General features: G+C 34.4%; 14 protein-coding genes and 2 pseudogenes. 8 read left to right on the top strand and 8 right to left on the bottom strand.

All coding sequences use genetic code 11. The features are described from left to right. Positions 1-105: 105 nt before the first annotated feature. The 4 genes and pseudogenes from ACX5JI_RS06560 to ACX5JI_RS06550 all read left to right on the top strand — a co-directional run. Positions 106-261, top strand: a pseudogene (locus ACX5JI_RS06560) (IS4 family transposase); the annotation flags it as partial. Positions 262-403: 142 nt separating this feature from the next. Further along, positions 404-451 (top strand): annotated as a pseudogene (locus tag ACX5JI_RS26420) (hypothetical protein); the annotation flags it as partial. Positions 452-858: 407 nt separating this feature from the next. Continuing rightward, positions 859-1,137, top strand: coding sequence for an AbrB/MazE/SpoVT family DNA-binding domain-containing protein (locus tag ACX5JI_RS06555; protein ID WP_459500241.1), 279 nt, complete (start codon positions 859-861; stop codon positions 1,135-1,137). An 818-nt stretch (positions 1,138-1,955) separates the two neighbouring features. Next, positions 1,956-2,465, top strand: a complete 510-nt coding sequence (locus ACX5JI_RS06550) for a GNAT family N-acetyltransferase (protein WP_459500240.1) — start codon at positions 1,956-1,958, stop codon at positions 2,463-2,465. Between the two features lie 409 nt (positions 2,466-2,874). Here the strand turns inward: ACX5JI_RS06550 and ACX5JI_RS06545 are convergent, their stop codons facing one another. Continuing rightward, complete coding sequence (locus tag ACX5JI_RS06545; RefSeq protein ID WP_459500239.1) at positions 2,875-3,366, bottom strand: DinB family protein; 492 nt, start codon at positions 3,364-3,366, stop codon at positions 2,875-2,877. A 438-nt stretch (positions 3,367-3,804) separates the two neighbouring features. On the opposite strand from ACX5JI_RS06545, the gene ACX5JI_RS06540 reads away from it, so the two are divergent. Beyond that, positions 3,805-4,134 carry a GrpB family protein gene (locus ACX5JI_RS06540; protein WP_459500238.1) on the top strand — a complete coding sequence of 110 codons (330 nt, stop codon included), beginning with the start codon at positions 3,805-3,807 and terminating at the stop codon, positions 4,132-4,134. Between the two features lie 207 nt (positions 4,135-4,341). On the opposite strand, the gene ACX5JI_RS06535 is transcribed toward ACX5JI_RS06540, so the two are convergent. Further along, a complete protein-coding gene (locus ACX5JI_RS06535; RefSeq protein ID WP_459500237.1) occupies positions 4,342-4,869 on the bottom strand; it encodes a GNAT family N-acetyltransferase in 528 nt (175 codons plus the stop codon). A 6-nt stretch (positions 4,870-4,875) separates the two neighbouring features. Further along, positions 4,876-6,777, bottom strand: a complete 1,902-nt coding sequence (locus ACX5JI_RS06530; RefSeq protein ID WP_459500236.1) for an endonuclease MutS2 — start codon at positions 6,775-6,777, stop codon at positions 4,876-4,878. A 590-nt stretch (positions 6,778-7,367) separates the two neighbouring features. Between ACX5JI_RS06530 and ACX5JI_RS06525 the strand changes: the two genes are divergently transcribed. Further along, positions 7,368-8,159 (top strand): arylamine N-acetyltransferase family protein, encoded by a 792-nt coding sequence (locus ACX5JI_RS06525; RefSeq protein ID WP_459500235.1) that lies wholly within the window; start codon positions 7,368-7,370, stop codon positions 8,157-8,159. Positions 8,160-8,214: 55 nt separating this feature from the next. On the opposite strand, the gene ACX5JI_RS06520 is transcribed toward ACX5JI_RS06525, so the two are convergent. The 3 genes from ACX5JI_RS06520 to ACX5JI_RS06510 form a co-directional block, all read right to left on the bottom strand. Further along, the gene (locus ACX5JI_RS06520) at positions 8,215-8,664 is read right to left on the bottom strand and encodes a hypothetical protein (protein ID WP_459500233.1); all 450 of its coding nucleotides are present in this window, start codon (positions 8,662-8,664) and stop codon (positions 8,215-8,217) included. Between the two features lie 169 nt (positions 8,665-8,833). Beyond that, a complete protein-coding gene (locus ACX5JI_RS06515) occupies positions 8,834-9,670 on the bottom strand; it encodes an RNA-guided endonuclease InsQ/TnpB family protein (protein ID WP_459500232.1) in 837 nt (278 codons plus the stop codon). An 11-nt stretch (positions 9,671-9,681) separates the two neighbouring features. Next, positions 9,682-10,056, bottom strand: coding sequence for a hypothetical protein (locus ACX5JI_RS06510; RefSeq protein WP_459500231.1), 375 nt, complete (start codon positions 10,054-10,056; stop codon positions 9,682-9,684). A 381-nt stretch (positions 10,057-10,437) separates the two neighbouring features. Here ACX5JI_RS06510 and pepF point away from each other — a divergent pair, with 381 nt between their 5' ends. Next, on the top strand, positions 10,438-12,225 hold the full coding sequence (gene pepF, locus ACX5JI_RS06505) for an oligoendopeptidase F (protein ID WP_459500230.1): 1,788 nt from the start codon (positions 10,438-10,440) through the stop codon (positions 12,223-12,225). A gap of 105 nt (positions 12,226-12,330) precedes the next feature. On the opposite strand, the gene ACX5JI_RS06500 is transcribed toward pepF, so the two are convergent. Further along, positions 12,331-13,548, bottom strand: a complete 1,218-nt coding sequence (locus ACX5JI_RS06500; RefSeq protein WP_459500229.1) for an MFS transporter — start codon at positions 13,546-13,548, stop codon at positions 12,331-12,333. A 355-nt stretch (positions 13,549-13,903) separates the two neighbouring features. Here ACX5JI_RS06500 and ACX5JI_RS06495 point away from each other — a divergent pair, with 355 nt between their 5' ends. Next, positions 13,904-14,758, top strand: a complete 855-nt coding sequence (locus ACX5JI_RS06495; RefSeq protein ID WP_459500228.1) for a LysR family transcriptional regulator — start codon at positions 13,904-13,906, stop codon at positions 14,756-14,758. 92 nt (positions 14,759-14,850) lie between these two features. Here the strand turns inward: ACX5JI_RS06495 and ACX5JI_RS06490 are convergent, their stop codons facing one another. Beyond that, positions 14,851-15,798: a glycerophosphodiester phosphodiesterase gene (locus ACX5JI_RS06490; protein WP_459500226.1), complete on the bottom strand. Its 948-nt coding sequence runs from the start codon at positions 15,796-15,798 to the stop codon at positions 14,851-14,853. Between the last annotated feature and the right edge of the window lie 385 nt (positions 15,799-16,183).

Genomic DNA, 16,183 nt, shown 5'->3' with positions numbered 1-16,183 from the left:
AGTAAAAAATAGACACATATTAGGGGTATTTGGTTTGCATTCTAATTGGCCTAAAATCTCTGGCATTTAATCAATTATAGCTCTAAAAAACATTTGACTAATCGTAAGAAAGACACCCAACAGATATCAAAGATACTACTTCGTTTGTTCGTTCTTCTACAGAGAAATGGGCGAAAATCCCATAGGTATGAGAAGAAAACAGTCTTTGATATCTTAGGCATCGTATACAACTTTTCTATGTCTCACAAACATGTAGCGTAATCCAAAAAATCGAAATCCGATAGGGTTTATTTAGTGTGCAAATCTTTAAAGAACTTACACTAGACCTTTAGAAAAAAGAAAAAATCTCACGTGAAATTAAACTTATATAACCTTAGCTTGATGGCAATGGGGCGGAACCCCTTATAGGAAAGTGGAAAGAATGACCGGAATCAGTGTAAGTACCTTGTAACGAGAAAAAGAAATCATTTAAAAACTAAGTGAATAAAAAAAGGAGGGTGTTTTTGGGATATATTTTTAAATAAAACCGTATTTTGTATATATATTTAAAAATCACGATACCGTCAGGCGCATTTTGAGGCGTTTAATTATAACTATATGTATTATACCTTTTAAAACTGCAAATTTCGTTTAATTAAAATTTTAATTTTTAAGTTTAAATGTTGTATATTGGAACTAAGTTGAAATTAAAATAGAACCCCTATATTTACTTTAAGCAAAAGTGTAAAAATATCTTTGTTCTGGCCGTCAGTTTTTGAATCATAATGTTTTTCATGTACGGAGAAAGCCTGTTACAATGAGAAAATGGCATAGGGTATGAGAAATATAGAGCTATAGAATATATAAGGGAGAGGTTTCATGAAATCAACAGGAGTAACTCGAAAATTAGATAATTTAGGACGTATCGTTATACCAATGGAGTTAAGACGCACCCTGGAAATTGAAGAAAAGACACCATTAGAGATTTATGTAGATGGTGAAAAAATCATCTTAAAAAAATATGAAGCCCATGGAGCGTGTGCAACAACAGGAGAAGTATCTGATAAAAATATTATTTTAGCAGATGGAAAGCTTACGCTAAGTCCAACAGGTGCAGATCTTATAATAGAAGAATTACAGAAGAATCTTGTGAAATAATTAGCTCCTTTCATGGAGCTTTTTTAGTGGCTTTGAAATAGCGGTGAACTGTTTATAAGGTCTTGAATTTTTGATTAAACTTTTTGTAAAAGTAAGTTACTAAATATAACGAAACGCCTTTATTTTGATTGAATTTTTCTCAAAATAAAGGCTAGGTATATAGTGAGCAAACACGGGTCACGGGATATTTTTAATCAAACTTTATTTCAAACCAACAGAAGAATCACTTTGATTACTTGAAGTACTTGAATTATTTGAAACCGAAGAACATCCACCTAATAATAAAATACCGATTATAATCGTAATAAATCTAAATTTCATTTTATATCTCCTTTTCAACATGTAATAATTCTAATATAACATAAATTAGGAATCCAATACCCTTAGCGTGGTTTTTTTTTTTAAATGCTGGCGGTACCTCATCACCATCAAGCTAAGAAAAGCAAATACCCCAAAACGAGAGAATTGACCTCCCGAGGTGAACTGTATAATTTTTTTGTTAGGGGGCGTTATAAAAAAGAAATACTCTTTCCTATAATCGATGTTGCATGAGCTTAACTTGACGGCAATGTAGATTTAAAATAAAGTTTGATAATTTATAATAAAGATTGATAATTAGTAAAAGAGTTTGATAAAAAGGTCTATTTTGTAGGGAAATTGCTTATGCATAAAATAAAACTAATTTTTTGTATACAGTAGCTATAAACTCTCTCGAGATTTGGAAAATAGATTCGCGAATCAACCAGGTTTCCAACCTGATGTGGTGATGAGCTGCGAAGCTATTATGAGTGCAGTGACATAATTAGGAGGTTTCCACTATGACAGCTTTATTTAAACCTATGGCTATGGCGTTCCATCTGAAAACTGAACGACTTGACCTGAGTATGTGGGAGGAATCCGATTCAGCCTGGTTTAGAAAATTAATTGGCGAACGTGGTGTGGACATGCCAACCCTTGACTCCGTTCGTAGCTATCTTATTGAGATGCGCAAGAAAGCGGCTGAAAATGGCATTTCTCTTCTCACTATCCGTAGGCGAGACGAAGGCGATTTCATCGGATACTGTGGCTTGATTATCGGCCGTTCCACCCTTGAAGAGCCTGAGATCGCATACGAGTTGTTCCGCAGTGTTCATGGTAAAGGATATGCGACCGAGGCAGCATCCGTTGTGCTGGACGCTGCGATTGCTACCGGGCGTCACAGACTTTGGTCGACTGTGGGCGCTTGGAATGTTGCGTCCCTTCGAGTTCTGGAAAAAATAGGATTCAATCGACATCACAGTACGTGGGACGAGCGCGGTGAGATTGTTTGGAACGTACGCGATTTTTAGAGATCCCGACCTAATTCGAAACTATGGAAAAGGAGAAAAGGTCATTAGTTTAGGGGAGAATCCACATCGCTATCAAGCTAAGGTTATGAAGTCCCCCCTAAACGAAAATTTTTACCTATCTACAATTCAGTTCATTTTTTCAGTTTGGGGTAACAACGAATTTCTTAAGTTGACGGGCATGGGGTTCCGCCCACATTTTAACGGAAATATACGCTAAGCAAATTTCGACATAAAAAAAGCTGAATTTCCTACTATAAGAGAGATTCGGCTCTTTTTATTTTTTGGCTTTGTTAAGTAGTATTGTTGTTTTTCAGGTATAAAAGTATGAGAACGTCCGATTTGGACGTTACCGTTCTTATTCCATTAAAGCCCCCTATAATGGAATAACTGTAAAACTAATGAAGCTTTTTTAAAAGCTGCGTTTCCCTGCCCAAGCTCCTTGCATTTTACTTAGGAATACAATTTGCCCAATATGATATGCGTCGTGCAATGCCAAACTCTTCAGTTCAAGCACTAATGATCTTTCTCCAGGGATCTGTCTATACAAATCTTTATGTTCTGATTTTGCTAGTATTTTTTCAAGTTCACGATGAACATAAAAGTATTCTTGTTTTGTTTCCTTCCAATTTTGAAACGTCTCAGTTGGTAATCGAAATGTAGATTCATTGTCTTCTGCCTGGGGTTCATTCGCTGTTTCACCAAGAAATCGCATCAGAAGTCTCTTTTTATAGAAAAGCAAATGACAAACTAATTCCCAAATGGAATTCATTTCCCCCACAGCAGGTTTCCAAATTGCCTGTTCAAAAGTAATATCCTCTAGTACTTTTTCAAGTGGTGGAAACCAGTCTTCTTCATCTAAGCAACTTGCCCATTGTTGTAACAAAAGTGTCTTTACATCCATTTTCTATTCCCTCCAATTTAATCCCTTTAATAGATAATCCTTTTTCTCAAAATTCATTTGCGGCGTGTTGTAGATAGCTCACCAATTAAGGTGTCATGCCAATTCCTTGCTCAATTAAACTGGCCCTTTAACGGAACAAGGAACGTTCTGTTGTCCTGAAAATTCTGATAAAATTAGTTTATCATAAGTTGTGTTAACTGAGAAAGAACAACTGTCTAAAATCATTTTGGTTATCGTAAAGTTATCTTTTATATGTTTGATGGCGTCCGATAATTGGAACTTGTTCCAAATCCCCCTAAAAACAAGATCAGTATGCCAACGATTTGCACATATTTAAGAATTATGGTTAACGATAACATGAATTTCATTTTATTGTAGTTAATTAAACCTTAATATAAGGGGTAGCACCACATTGGCAGTACATCCGTAAACGGACTAATGGCAAAGCCTATCATTGACATAATGCCTGTGGTTAGAGACATTAATCGAATTGATGAGTTTAACACATCAATGGTCACCATTAGTTATAAACCAAAAGGAGAATACGGGATTTCTCAACGTCGATATTTCCAAAAAGGCGGAGATAATCGAACCCACCAAGTCCACATTTATCAATTAGGCAATTCCGAAATTGATCGTCATCTTGCATTTCGCGATTACTTGCAGGCACATCCAAATGCCGCAAAAAAGTACGGAGACTTAAAAGAGGATCTGTCCAAACGTTTTCCCTACTCCATTGAATTATACATCAAAGGGAGGAACAGCTAGTATTGGAGATTGAACGAAAAGCAGTAGCGTGGTATCGAAGTTCAAGAGCGTAGATTAGATTATTTCACTAATATGGACTTTAGTTGAAGAACAAGCCATAATAAAAAGGCTGTTTGACATATTAGTCATGTATAATATGTCAAACAGCTTATTTTATTTTTCTAAATTTAGGTCTTGATAAAATTTGTTCTAACTACCTTTTTTGTGCTACTCAGAAAAAGCTTCCGAATATTGCACAACGCCTTGCACATTTTGAAGAACATGCACCGTTAACTCCATAGCCATAAATATTTCACCTGGCACATCAAATGGTGCACGTATATTCCATAGGTTAGCTGGTTTGAAACCAAATTTCGGATAATAATCTTTATGACCCCACACAATTACAGAATGATATCCGAGCTCTTTTGCTTTTCTTAATACATGCGAAATTAACATACTTACAATCTCCTTTTTCTGGTACTCCTGTACAACAGATATTGGCGCAAGAGCTAACGAATCTACAGATGTATCACCATCTACTATTTTAATGCTAGATAATAGAACATGACCAACAACCTCTTTATCTACCGCCACTAATGATAACTCTGGAATAAACGCATCACATTTTCTAATACGATTTACTAGCTCGTGCTCTTTCTGATCGCTAAATGCTTCATTTAAAAACGCTTGTTTTATAACCTCTTCTACCCTTTTATAATCTTTCTCACTTTCTTGTCTAACCTTTATATCCATAACCCCTTATCCTCTATTCTTTCTTATTTCTTTTTGAATATTACGCAGTGCTTTTTTCGATCCCCGCTCTATGTCATGCTGCATTTTCCGTTCTTTATAATCGACAAACAATGTGGCTAAATCATACCCTTCTGGATATAATTCCTTTGCCTGTACTTCTAAGGAAATTCGCTTTACGTTTATTTCAAGGAATTGGCTATTATAAAATACAACGACATTATAGAAATTGTCTTTTTCGTTATACACAATTCCAAAGTCATCATAGTCTAATAATTTTACACGGTCTCCCTTTTTATATTCATGTTTCTCTTCTATTTTTTCTTTCACAACTTTAGGCTTTCTTATTTTATTTTCATTCAGTCTCTCTAAACGATATTCTTTATTTTCCATATAGCCTTTTGCTCTTTGCAGTACATTTTCTCGCACGCTCATTTTTCTTGAAATCCATAAGGCGTTGCTCTCGCCTGATTTCCCTATCATTAACTTATACAACGGTTCCAATGTTTCACTATTAAATTGCATCGCCGCATTCATAAAATCACTATGCATTTCTGAAAAACGTTTAATCTCGCCATAATGAGTCGTCGCAACCGTCATACAACCCATTTGATAAAATTCTTCTAAAATAGAAATCGCAAGTGCTGCTCCTTCATTTGGTTCCGTACCGCTTCCTATTTCATCAAAGAGTAAAAGGGTATTGTCATTTGACTTCCTCATAATTTCCGAAAGATTTTTCATATGAGACGAAAATGTACTTAGTGCATTTTCTATACTTTGATTGTCACCAATGTCTACAAAGATATTTTCAAAAACAGCTATTTCTGTTTCTTTATCTCCAGCGATGTGAAATCCTGACATTGTCGCCAATGTTACTAATCCAATTGTTTTCAAAACAATCGTTTTCCCGCCAGCATTTGGCCCCGTAATAATTAAACTTCGATAATTTTCCCCAATTTCAAAGTGCAGTGGTACAACTTCTCCTACTAAAAGCGGATGCTTGCAATGAACTAACTTGATATATCCATAATCATTTAGTTTCGGCTCTACCCCGCCAATTTGTTTACTAAATTTCGCTTTTGCAAACACCATATCATATTGGCTAATTAGCTCCATATTAATCTTAATATGATAAATGTCCTCTAAGATCATTCCTGATAAAGTGGCTAATATTTGATATTCTTCCATCGCTTCTTCAGCTTTTAAACTTGCTAGTTCTACGTTTAATTTTGTAACTGTATTTGGCTCTATAAAAACAGTCGAACCTTTAGAAGAAACTTCAACAATTGTTCCTGCAACTTGATTTTTATAGGAAGCTTTCACCGGAATCGTATATTTATCGTCTTTTTTACTAATAAAGAACTCCTGAATATATTTCTTATTTGCACTGCTATTTAAAAATTTATTTAAACGTTCCTTAATTTTCCCCTCTACTGATTCCATACTATTTCGTATTCGCTTCAATTCTTTACTTGCGGCAGAATCAACACGATTTCCTTTAATGGAAAAATTAATTTCTTCTTCCACACTTTTGAACTCGGACATAGAATTCGCATATGATGCTAATACTGGCGCAAAAAATTCTTTATCCAGCATAAATCTTTTTATCTTTCGACAGCCTCGTAAAAAGTCTGATACACTAATTAACTCGGCTGGATCTAAAATCATCCCTTTCTCTAATTTTTGAATTGTACTATCGATATTCGAAATTCCGAAAAAGGGAACATGCCCTTCCGCATCTAATATAGCTCGCGCCTCCGTTGTTTCATTCAAACGATTTTTCACTACTTTTATACTTGCGCTTGGCTCTAATTTATCTAACAATTGTTTTCCTAATCCACTTACACAGTATGATTTAACGATTTCTTTTAACTCGTTATATTGTAATTTTTCAAAAGTCATTTGATTCAATTTCTCTTCTCCTCACTATGATTTATTCACATCATACATGAAGATACCTACTCATTAGATTTCAATGAGCTGTAAATAATTAAATTTTCATACGCTAAAAATAAACACAAAAAAGCTGCGGAGACACCGCAGCTTTTTACATTTACAAGGCCTGTGCATAATATAAGGAAAGAAAGCCATCTCAAAAAACACATGACTACCCCATAATCATTACACGCTTTATAAAGTATTGTAGGTATCTTCATAGGTATTTGAAATAAATCCATGACAAAATTAGGGGTTAGAAGTATATAAAAATCCCCTGTTCTCATCCGATTTATTTCATTTAATTTTTTCCTATTTAGAACCTACCGCACTCACAAAAAGCACCTCTCATTAATTTATAATTATGTTCATTGAAATCTAATTTATTGAAATCATCATACTATATGTTATGGAAGAAGTAAAGGTGCCATACTTTACAATTTTCTTCTTATTATACTTTAGTCGTAAGTATATGTATGGATTGTTGATTCAACGCATGACGGATGCTTTCTTATTCAACATTCGATACAATTATATATAAGTAAAATGGATAAGGAGCAATTTATATGACAGAACTACAAAAGCAATTCTTTTCCAGATTAAATATACAAGAAAGAGAGTCCATTTCATTTGAAGATTTAAACGAAATCCTTCATGCGATGGCTCAAGCAGTTCCATTTGAGAATTTGGATATTATTCAAGGTACAGTGAAAGAAATATCAAAAGAACATCTCCAAGAAAAAATATTAGCTCACAACCGTGGTGGTCTTTGCTACGAACTGAACCCAACGATGTATTACTTCCTTAAAGATTGCGGCTTTAATGTTCACTTAATATCAGGAACGGTTTATAATACTCCGTCTGCAACCTGGGCTGTTGATTCAGGACATGTAGCAACTGTGTTAAAACATAATGATGAACTTTATTTAATTGAAGTAGGTTTCGGTTCATATCTTCCTCTTGCACCCGTCCCGTTCTCAGGTGAAACGGTTCACTCTGTTACCGGAGACTATCGTATCCGAAAAGCAACAACTGCAAAAGGAAACTATATGTTAGAGATGAAAAAGAATCCCGAATTTCTAGATGTTGCTTCATCTGAAGAGTGGGGATTAGGCTATGCATTTTATATTGAAGAAATTGATGAAAGAAAATTAAATGAAGCTCAAAAGATAATTGTAGAACATGAAGAATCTCCTTTTAATAAAGTACCCCTTATTGTAAAACTAACTTCTGACGGGCACGCTTCCTTAACAAAAGATAGTTTTACAGTAACAAAACAAGGGAAAAAGAGAAAAGAAGAGATTTCAAAAGAGCAATATACAAGTCTATTATACTCGACATTCGGTATACAATTATAATCTACACGATAAAGGACCTTGCCACTAATAGCAAGGTCCTTTTATTGACTTCTGTTTACACTGATTTTTTCTCTCGAATTCTCCCGTTGTTAAAATACAGAAAGATAGGCAAGGGAATAACGATAAAACCTAAGCTTTTAATCATTGTGTTTATCGCTTCCTGCTTGACTGTTTCTTTCCTATCTTCTACATTCCAATTATATTCTGAACGAATTTGCTCTTCACTTACCATTTGTTGTGAATTTTTCGCTTCTTCTAATTTCATATTTTTAAATGAATCATACGTTTCATAGTAAGAAGGTGGACTAATATAATCTGATAGTCCCATAAATATGCCAATTCCTCCTCCAATAGATAACATCAGGGTCGCAAATAGTACTAAATGTACATATAATTGTCTAAACACGTCTTCCTCCCCCTCTTTTTTCCACTTCATAACTGCTATCAAAATAAACACTATAATCGCAAGCGGTAAACCTAACATCATGAATGGAATTAGAATCAATACACTTCTACCTCCTTGACCACTCCCACGGCTAAAGCCATGGGATTCTTTTTCGCAAACATCCTACTTACATGCTTCGAGGAGAAGATGCAGAGGCAAGACTTGGGCGAACAACTCTACATAGTGCAAAAAACTATAAAGAGGGCAAAGTCCGTGCCAACTACGCCATTCAACAGGCGATACTTTTCTTTGGTTTGTCTTTTGGATGTTTCGTTCCCTGTCTGTTTTCTTCAGATAAAAAACGTCTATGCCAAACTGGTTGTTTATATACAATCGATACGATTGGTTTTACGTCCATCTCATATAATTTATGTGCAATATTTTGTGCACCATTTACATCACGATGGATCTCTGTTTTGTGAACAGGACATGTGAAATTTCGTCCTTTTGCTTTATGTCTTCCACCGCAAAACGGACAGTTTTGTGACGTATAACTTTCTTCTGTTTCTTCCACTTCCATACCTTTTAACTGTGATTTGTACGTTAATTTTTGTTTGATTTTCCCTTGGTTCCAAAACGATAATTGTTGTCTTTTCTTTTTTGTTGTTTTTTGTTTCTGTTTCTCTTTTTTCTTTGTATTTTTTTCAATTCCTGAAACGTTTCCAATTACAAAATGTGTGACCTTTTCTTGTTCTAAAAACGCAACCACTTCTTTTGTTGTTTTGTGTTCTAAATATTCCAATTGGTTTTTACTTTTTTGACGAATACGATTTCGCGCTGTTTTATATTTTTTCCATTGTCGAGAACCTTTTTTGCATCTTGACATTTTTTTATTTAAATCCGCCAATGCTTTCGCGCGAAATTGTGAAATACTGCGCATCGCTCTTTCAGAAATCAATAATGCTTGATCTTCTGTTGCGACTGTTACCGCATGGATTTCACCTAAATCTCCACCAGCTATTTTTTTCTCTTGTTTGGAAAGGTCTTTTTCAGGAACCTCAACACTATAACAAAACCAATAGGAACCATTACGCCAAACAATTTCTGCGTAGTTACAATCTTTCAAATCGTCAATTGCTAAATTTGGAATGGTGATAGTTGCATTTTTCTTCGGAATTTTTCATTCCAGTTTTTTTTCTTCTTTTTCGTTAATAAATCTATAAGATTCACTTGAAATTCGACGCGTTTGATTGTAATGGTTTGTTCTTCGATTTTCATACTTGATTTTTTTAATGGAATACAATAAAAATACTTTTTTCGCAACTTACGAATGGTTTCACGATTTGCTTCATATTTATCCGCGATAGCCTGCACGGTCTGAGAATGAAGATTATACGTTTGTTTTCGAACCGCTTGTATTTCTGTTTTGCTTAACCATTTTTTCCATGTGAAATAATAGCTTGTTGCTTCGCGAACAATATCGTTCCAAACAGACGCTGTTTCTCGTTGCATAGAACGAAGGGAGTCGTACAATTCTTTTTCGTATGGAATTTGAAACGAATGAGTGACAAATATTTTGTACTCTCCTTTCTTATCAGGTTTTTCCTTGCGTCTATTATAATAGCAACATAAACACAGGGAGTTTTTTATTCGCTTTCATCCCACGGCTAAAGCACGCGGGCTTTCCCGCTCACAAATTCTGTAATTAACTATCTTTTTCTCCTATACACGCACCTTCTCCTTTTCAAATATTTCAATTTTTAAATTTTCATAGCATAGAATCCTCCCCTATGCCTTCCATTTTTATTGTGTACAGCAGGGATTCTTTGCAATTTGTTGTATTCCATAGTTATTATAGAAGATACAAAATATATATTTAGGAAGGAAATGATTATGACAGAATTCAAAAATAGGGTCGATGTACCCAATCAAGAAAAATGGGATGTAACAGACATTTATAAAACAATCGAAGACTGGAAAAGTGACTACGCAAAAATCGAAACTTTAACTGAGAACTTAAAAACATTCAACGGGAATATTCGTGATGGACAAAGTTTACTTGCTTACCTTACAAAAAGTGAAGAAGTATCAAGTTTATTCAGCCTCGTTTATGCATATGCAAGACTCCAAGCGGACCTTGATACACGCGATACAGACGCACAGTCTCTTGTAGATAAAGCATCACAATTGCACGTTAAAATAAGTGCTGCTCGTTCCTTCTTTTCTCCGTTCTTACTTAGTATAGACGAATCCACATTACATTCTTATATACAAGAAAACGAAGGCTTACAATATTATAAAGAAGATTTATTTGAATTATATCGATATAAGAAACATGTGTTAAACAAAGATAAAGAAGAAATCTTATCTCAAATGGGTGAAGCCCTTTCTTCTCCTCAGCAAACATACGGAATGCTTAATAATGCAGATATAACATTTGGAGAAGTTACAGCCGAGAATGGAACTAAAGTAAAGTTAACACGTGGAATGTACTCCAAATTAATAAAAGATGAAAATAGAGATACGAGGAAAGAAGCTTATACAGCTTACTATCAACCATACATACAATTAAAAAATTCTATCGCTTCTACTTTAACAGCAGCTATAAAAAACAATGTGACCATTTCAAAAATTAGAAACTATCCATCCGCTTTAGAAAAATCTTTATTTAGTGATATGGTTCCAAAAGAAGTATATGATAATTTAATTCATACAACTAAAAAGAACATTGCATCTCTACATACGTATAATCATTTACGACAAGAAAAATTGCAGCTAGATACATTGAGACAATACGACTTAAGTGTTGATTTAGTAACAGGTGTAAAGCAAGATATCTCGTATCATGAAGCCTATGAAACTATGCTCACAGCTTTAACTCCCTTAGGTAACGATTATATTGAAGTACTTCGAGAATTTAAAAACAAACGCTATATAGATGTAAGAGAATTACCTGGAAAACGTTCTGGCGCTTACAATTTCGGCGTATATGGTGTGCACCCTTTTATCCTTTTAAATCATAATGATGACTTAAATAGTCTTTTTACACTTACTCATGAATGTGGACATGGTATGCATACATATTATTCGCATAAGTTTCAGCCGAGAATCTCCGCTCATTATTCCATCTTTGTAGCGGAAGTCGCTTCTACGGTAAATGAAATACTTTTAATTCACCATCTACTAAAAGAAGCAAAAGATATAGACGTACGCAAACATTTAATCAATCACTTTATCGATCAATTTAAAGGAACTTTCTTTACACAAGTGATGTTTGCTGAATTCGAAAGAATTACGCACGAAATGGCAGAGCAAGGTAAACCATTAAACGCCCAATCATTTAATGAAGTATATGAAAACCTATTTAGAGAATATAATGGGGATACACTCGTATTTGATGAAGAAGTAAAATATGGATGGGCTAGAATCCCTCATTTTTACCGACCGTTTTATGTTTATAAATACGCTACTGGATTTGCTTCCGCAATTCAAATTGCGGAACAATTGTTAAGTGGTGATCCTACTATGCAGCGAAATTATATTGAATTTTTAAAAGGTGGAAGTTCAGATTACCCACTTAACCTTTTAAAGAAAACGGGTGTAGATTTAGCAACACCAAAACCAATCGAAAGTGCACTAGATCGTTTCAGTAAGTTGGTTGAAGAATTTTCATCACTGTAACAAAAAAGCCTCTCACGCTAGAGGCTTTTTTGTTTCTTTTGTTGCAATACCCCCGCCCTTCGCTTAGAGGAGAGATTCTTCACGGTTAAGAATGATACATTTTTACTACCTTTCGAAATGTTTCAACATACTTATCACAGAACCAAACAGTAGTACATTCATACTTCCCCACGCCCACATGTATCCCTTTACATCCACAATAAGTCCAAAGATAGGCGGAGCTATAATAATCGCAACTTGATTTAAAGTGAGTGCGAAACTAACGGTAACTCCAACCGACCCTTTCCTTGATTTTTCGGTAACCTCAACCATAAACAGACTAAACCATCCAATGCCAAAGAACCCTAATAAGCTACTGAACAAAAACAATCCCCATACCGAAAAGTTATGGATATTCAAAACTAAAATAAAGCTTGAAACAAATGAAGCCACTACAGACAGAAAAAGTGGTTTCTGTCTATTACCTTTATAAAAAGAATCACTCACTATCGCTAATACAATTCTTCCTAGCATTCCAAAAAATAAAGTAACTGAAAATATTTGTCCTGCCAAAATGGAAGATATGGATTTAGTAGTAATCAAAAATTTAATAAAGTGGCCGATCAATACCATTTGTAATGAAATCATACAAATTCCTGTTAAGAAAACCGGATATAATTTCTTATTATTCACCACTTCTTTTAACTGTTGTGAAAAAAGAATTCTTTTGTTATGTAACCCAGGCTGTTTATGAATAACAGGCTCTCGATAAAAAACTAAAAACAATACTCCTCCCGCGATACAGACGCTTGAAAGAGTATAGATTGTATATGACAAACCAAACTTTAAAAAGAGAACGGGAATAATAGCTCCTGCCACTGCACCGCCTATCGGAATACCAGCTTGCCGAATTCCCGTAGCGAATCCTCGATTTTCTTTCGGAAACCATTTTAAAATGACCTTACTTCCTCCTGGCTGCGCGGTACTGTAAAACACTCCGACTATCACAAGAACAAATAACAACCCAGTAAATCCTTCTACTATTTGAGTAAACAACATAGATCCGCCAAGCAATATAGCACTAATCCCAATCAGGAATTTTTCATTATATTGATCAAGCAATCTTCCTACAAAAAGCATACAAAAAAGTGGACCGATATTCACAGCAGTTAGCAGCATTCCCATTTGCATGTCAGTAAGGTGATATATGTCTTTCCAAAAAAACGCTAAAGGACCTACTCCATATGTTATTAACGTTGCACTCGCCTGCACCGCTGTTGCCAGCATAAGCACAATCCATTTATACGAACTACTACACTTCATGACTTCTTCTTGACTTAACAAATTCATCCCCTCCATACATTTTTATTGTACGAAGATTCAGATATCATGTAAAATGAGTATTAATGATAAAAGATATCAAAATAATTGATATCTTTTACAGACTGTGGAGAAAGGGAAACATGGTAAGCTGACGAGGTTTGTTCATATAAAATGGTGAATAAAATTTTATCAGCGATTTTTCAAATATATCAACCGTTTCTCACAATATATCAGCGCAAATTTGAATATATCAGCGATTCGACAACGGATATCGACTAACCCACAAAAAACGACAAAAAACAGGAGCCCCCTAGCTTCTGTTTCCAAACAAACTGAAAAGATATCAAAATAGTTGATATCTTTAGGAGGAATTGGGATGGATATAAAAGATCTAACTGTTTTTCATGAAGTAGCTAAAGAAGGAACGATCTCACATGCTGCTCAAAACCTAAATTATGTGCAGTCTAATGTGACGATGCGCATTAAACAATTAGAAAAGGAATTATGTACGCCATTATTTTATCGAAATGGAAAAGGGGTTTCTTTAACTTCACATGGAGAAGTGTTATTACCTTATGCGAAACAGATCATACACTTAATGGAACAATCGATTAAAGCTGTTCAAAGTAACACCTTACATCCAAAAGGGACATTAAAAATCGGCTCTACTGAATCTACAACTGCAGTCCGTCTTCCGTCTATACTGACATCTTATTATGAAACGTATCCTGAAGTAGAACTCATTTTAGAAACGCATGCAACAGAGCATTTAATTCAACTTGTTTTAGAACGAAAGCTTGAAGGGGCATTCATTGCTGGAAGTATTCATCATCCTGACCTGAATTCAATCTTGTTTCGAAAGGAAGAATTAGTACTCATTAGTAGACTACCCCTTTCTTCTTTCGATGATTTAGGAAAAATGAATGTATTAGCTTTTAGCAAAGGCTGTTACTATCGTAGTTTATTAGAAAACTGGCTTCATAAAGAAGGAATTTATCCAAAGCGCGTATTGGAATTTGGAACAATCGAAGCGATACTTGCTTGTGTAAAATCAGGTATGGGCATTGCTATTATGATAAAATCACTTATACAAGACCATGAACATTCTTTCGTATTCACTTCTTTACCTGAGAGTTTTTCGAGGGTACCCACTACTTTTATTGTGCGGAAAGATACGTTTTATTCAGGGGCTTTGCGTAAGTTCATTGACAAGATTACAAATACACCATAATTAATAAACCTCATAGACTAAAAAACCTAGGCCAATTTACATTGGCCTAGGTTTTTTAGAAACTCATCATTCATTTACTTATCAGTTCGTTCTTATCTTTCTTTCAGAACACTATGTAATCGATCTGGGTAATTTGTAAACATACCTGTAGCACCCCATTTAATCAATAGTCTCATATCATCTTTTTCATTGATTGTATACGGATGCACTAACAATTTATTTTCACGAGCTTTCTTCATAAATGCTTTATCAATAATTAACTCGCCATTATTATCATTACGTAAGTTTGGTCCAATACCAACCGCATACTTTTTGATCTCTTGGAAATCTTTATTTGTTACATTCTCTGGATCATGCGTAATTCCTGACCATTCAACGATTTCATTATTTCCATTCGGATTGTACCAAAGTAATTGAATTAATGGGATATTTTCATTCATACTATGAATCTTTTTTAAGCTTTCTTGACTAAATGATTGAATCATAACACGACTTGAAGACATATTTTGTCCAATTAAATTATATTTCTCTAACAATCCTAATAATTTCTCTTCCATTCCTGGATATACTTCAGGAGATTTCGTTTCAATATAGTATTTCATGCTTCTTCCATACTTTTGAAAAATCTCTTCTAGTGTTAGAACTTTTTGTCCTACGTATTCTGGCTTCGCTTTCTCCGGATAAGCCTCATTGAACCAAGATCCTGCATCTAAACTTTTAATTTCACTTAATGTTTTTTCTCTTACTTCGCCAGTTCCATTTGTAGTTCGATCCACCGCAGTATCATGCATCGCAATCAACTGACCATCTTTTGTTAATTGAATATCTAATTCTAAATAATCCGCTTTCATTTTTTTCACAAGATCGTATGAAGCAAAAGTATGCTCTGGGGCATGTCCACTTGCTCCTCGGTGTGCAATATTTAAAAACTTATTTTGATTCACCTTATTTTTCATATCTGTTTTTGCATCAACAGTTCCCCCGTAAATAAAACTCCCGATTGTAAAGAAAATAACTAAAACACTGATTATCTTTTTCACTTTTTTAATTCCTTCCCCTATTGCAAATTTCAACAAGCCAATGAGATTTACACGAAATAGAAAAAATACCTTACATATTTTTATAAACCTATAATAATATTGCAATCTTACAAAAATTCTACCATTCTATGTACTGCACTGTTCACTATATAAATAAAATTTTTTCCGCAGACTTTCTTATATCACGCCTTTCCTTATCGCAATCGTATTCTCTATTGTGCTTCTTTACCCCAACAAAAAAACCATAAAACATTTTAGAATACACGACTAGTATCCAAAAAATCGTCTTATGGCTTTTCTCAAAATCTCCGGCCTTCTATTAACTTGTTGGATTTAATCATAACAAATCTTATAAACTTTGTGAATATTTTTTGTTATGATAATT

It is taken from the genome of Bacillus sp. C1, assembly GCF_054570475.1.
This window is presented reverse-complemented; position numbering and strand designations above follow the sequence as displayed.

Bases quoted from the DNA above. Each gene is read 5' to 3' on its own strand.
- ACX5JI_RS06555 (WP_459500241.1), top strand. From the start codon at position 859: ATGAAATCAACAGGAGTAACTCGAAAATTAGATAATTTAGGACGTATC.
- ACX5JI_RS06550 (WP_459500240.1), top strand. From the start codon at position 1,956: ATGACAGCTTTATTTAAACCTATGGCTATGGCGTTCCATCTGAAAACT.
- ACX5JI_RS06545 (WP_459500239.1), bottom strand. From the start codon at position 3,366: ATGGATGTAAAGACACTTTTGTTACAACAATGGGCAAGTTGCTTAGAT.
- ACX5JI_RS06540 (WP_459500238.1), top strand. From the start codon at position 3,805: ATGGCAAAGCCTATCATTGACATAATGCCTGTGGTTAGAGACATTAAT.
- ACX5JI_RS06535 (WP_459500237.1), bottom strand. From the start codon at position 4,869: ATGGATATAAAGGTTAGACAAGAAAGTGAGAAAGATTATAAAAGGGTA.
- ACX5JI_RS06525 (WP_459500235.1), top strand. From the start codon at position 7,368: ATGACAGAACTACAAAAGCAATTCTTTTCCAGATTAAATATACAAGAA.
- ACX5JI_RS06510 (WP_459500231.1), bottom strand. From the start codon at position 10,056: ATGCAACGAGAAACAGCGTCTGTTTGGAACGATATTGTTCGCGAAGCA.
- pepF (WP_459500230.1), top strand. From the start codon at position 10,438: ATGACAGAATTCAAAAATAGGGTCGATGTACCCAATCAAGAAAAATGG.
- ACX5JI_RS06495 (WP_459500228.1), top strand. From the start codon at position 13,904: ATGGATATAAAAGATCTAACTGTTTTTCATGAAGTAGCTAAAGAAGGA.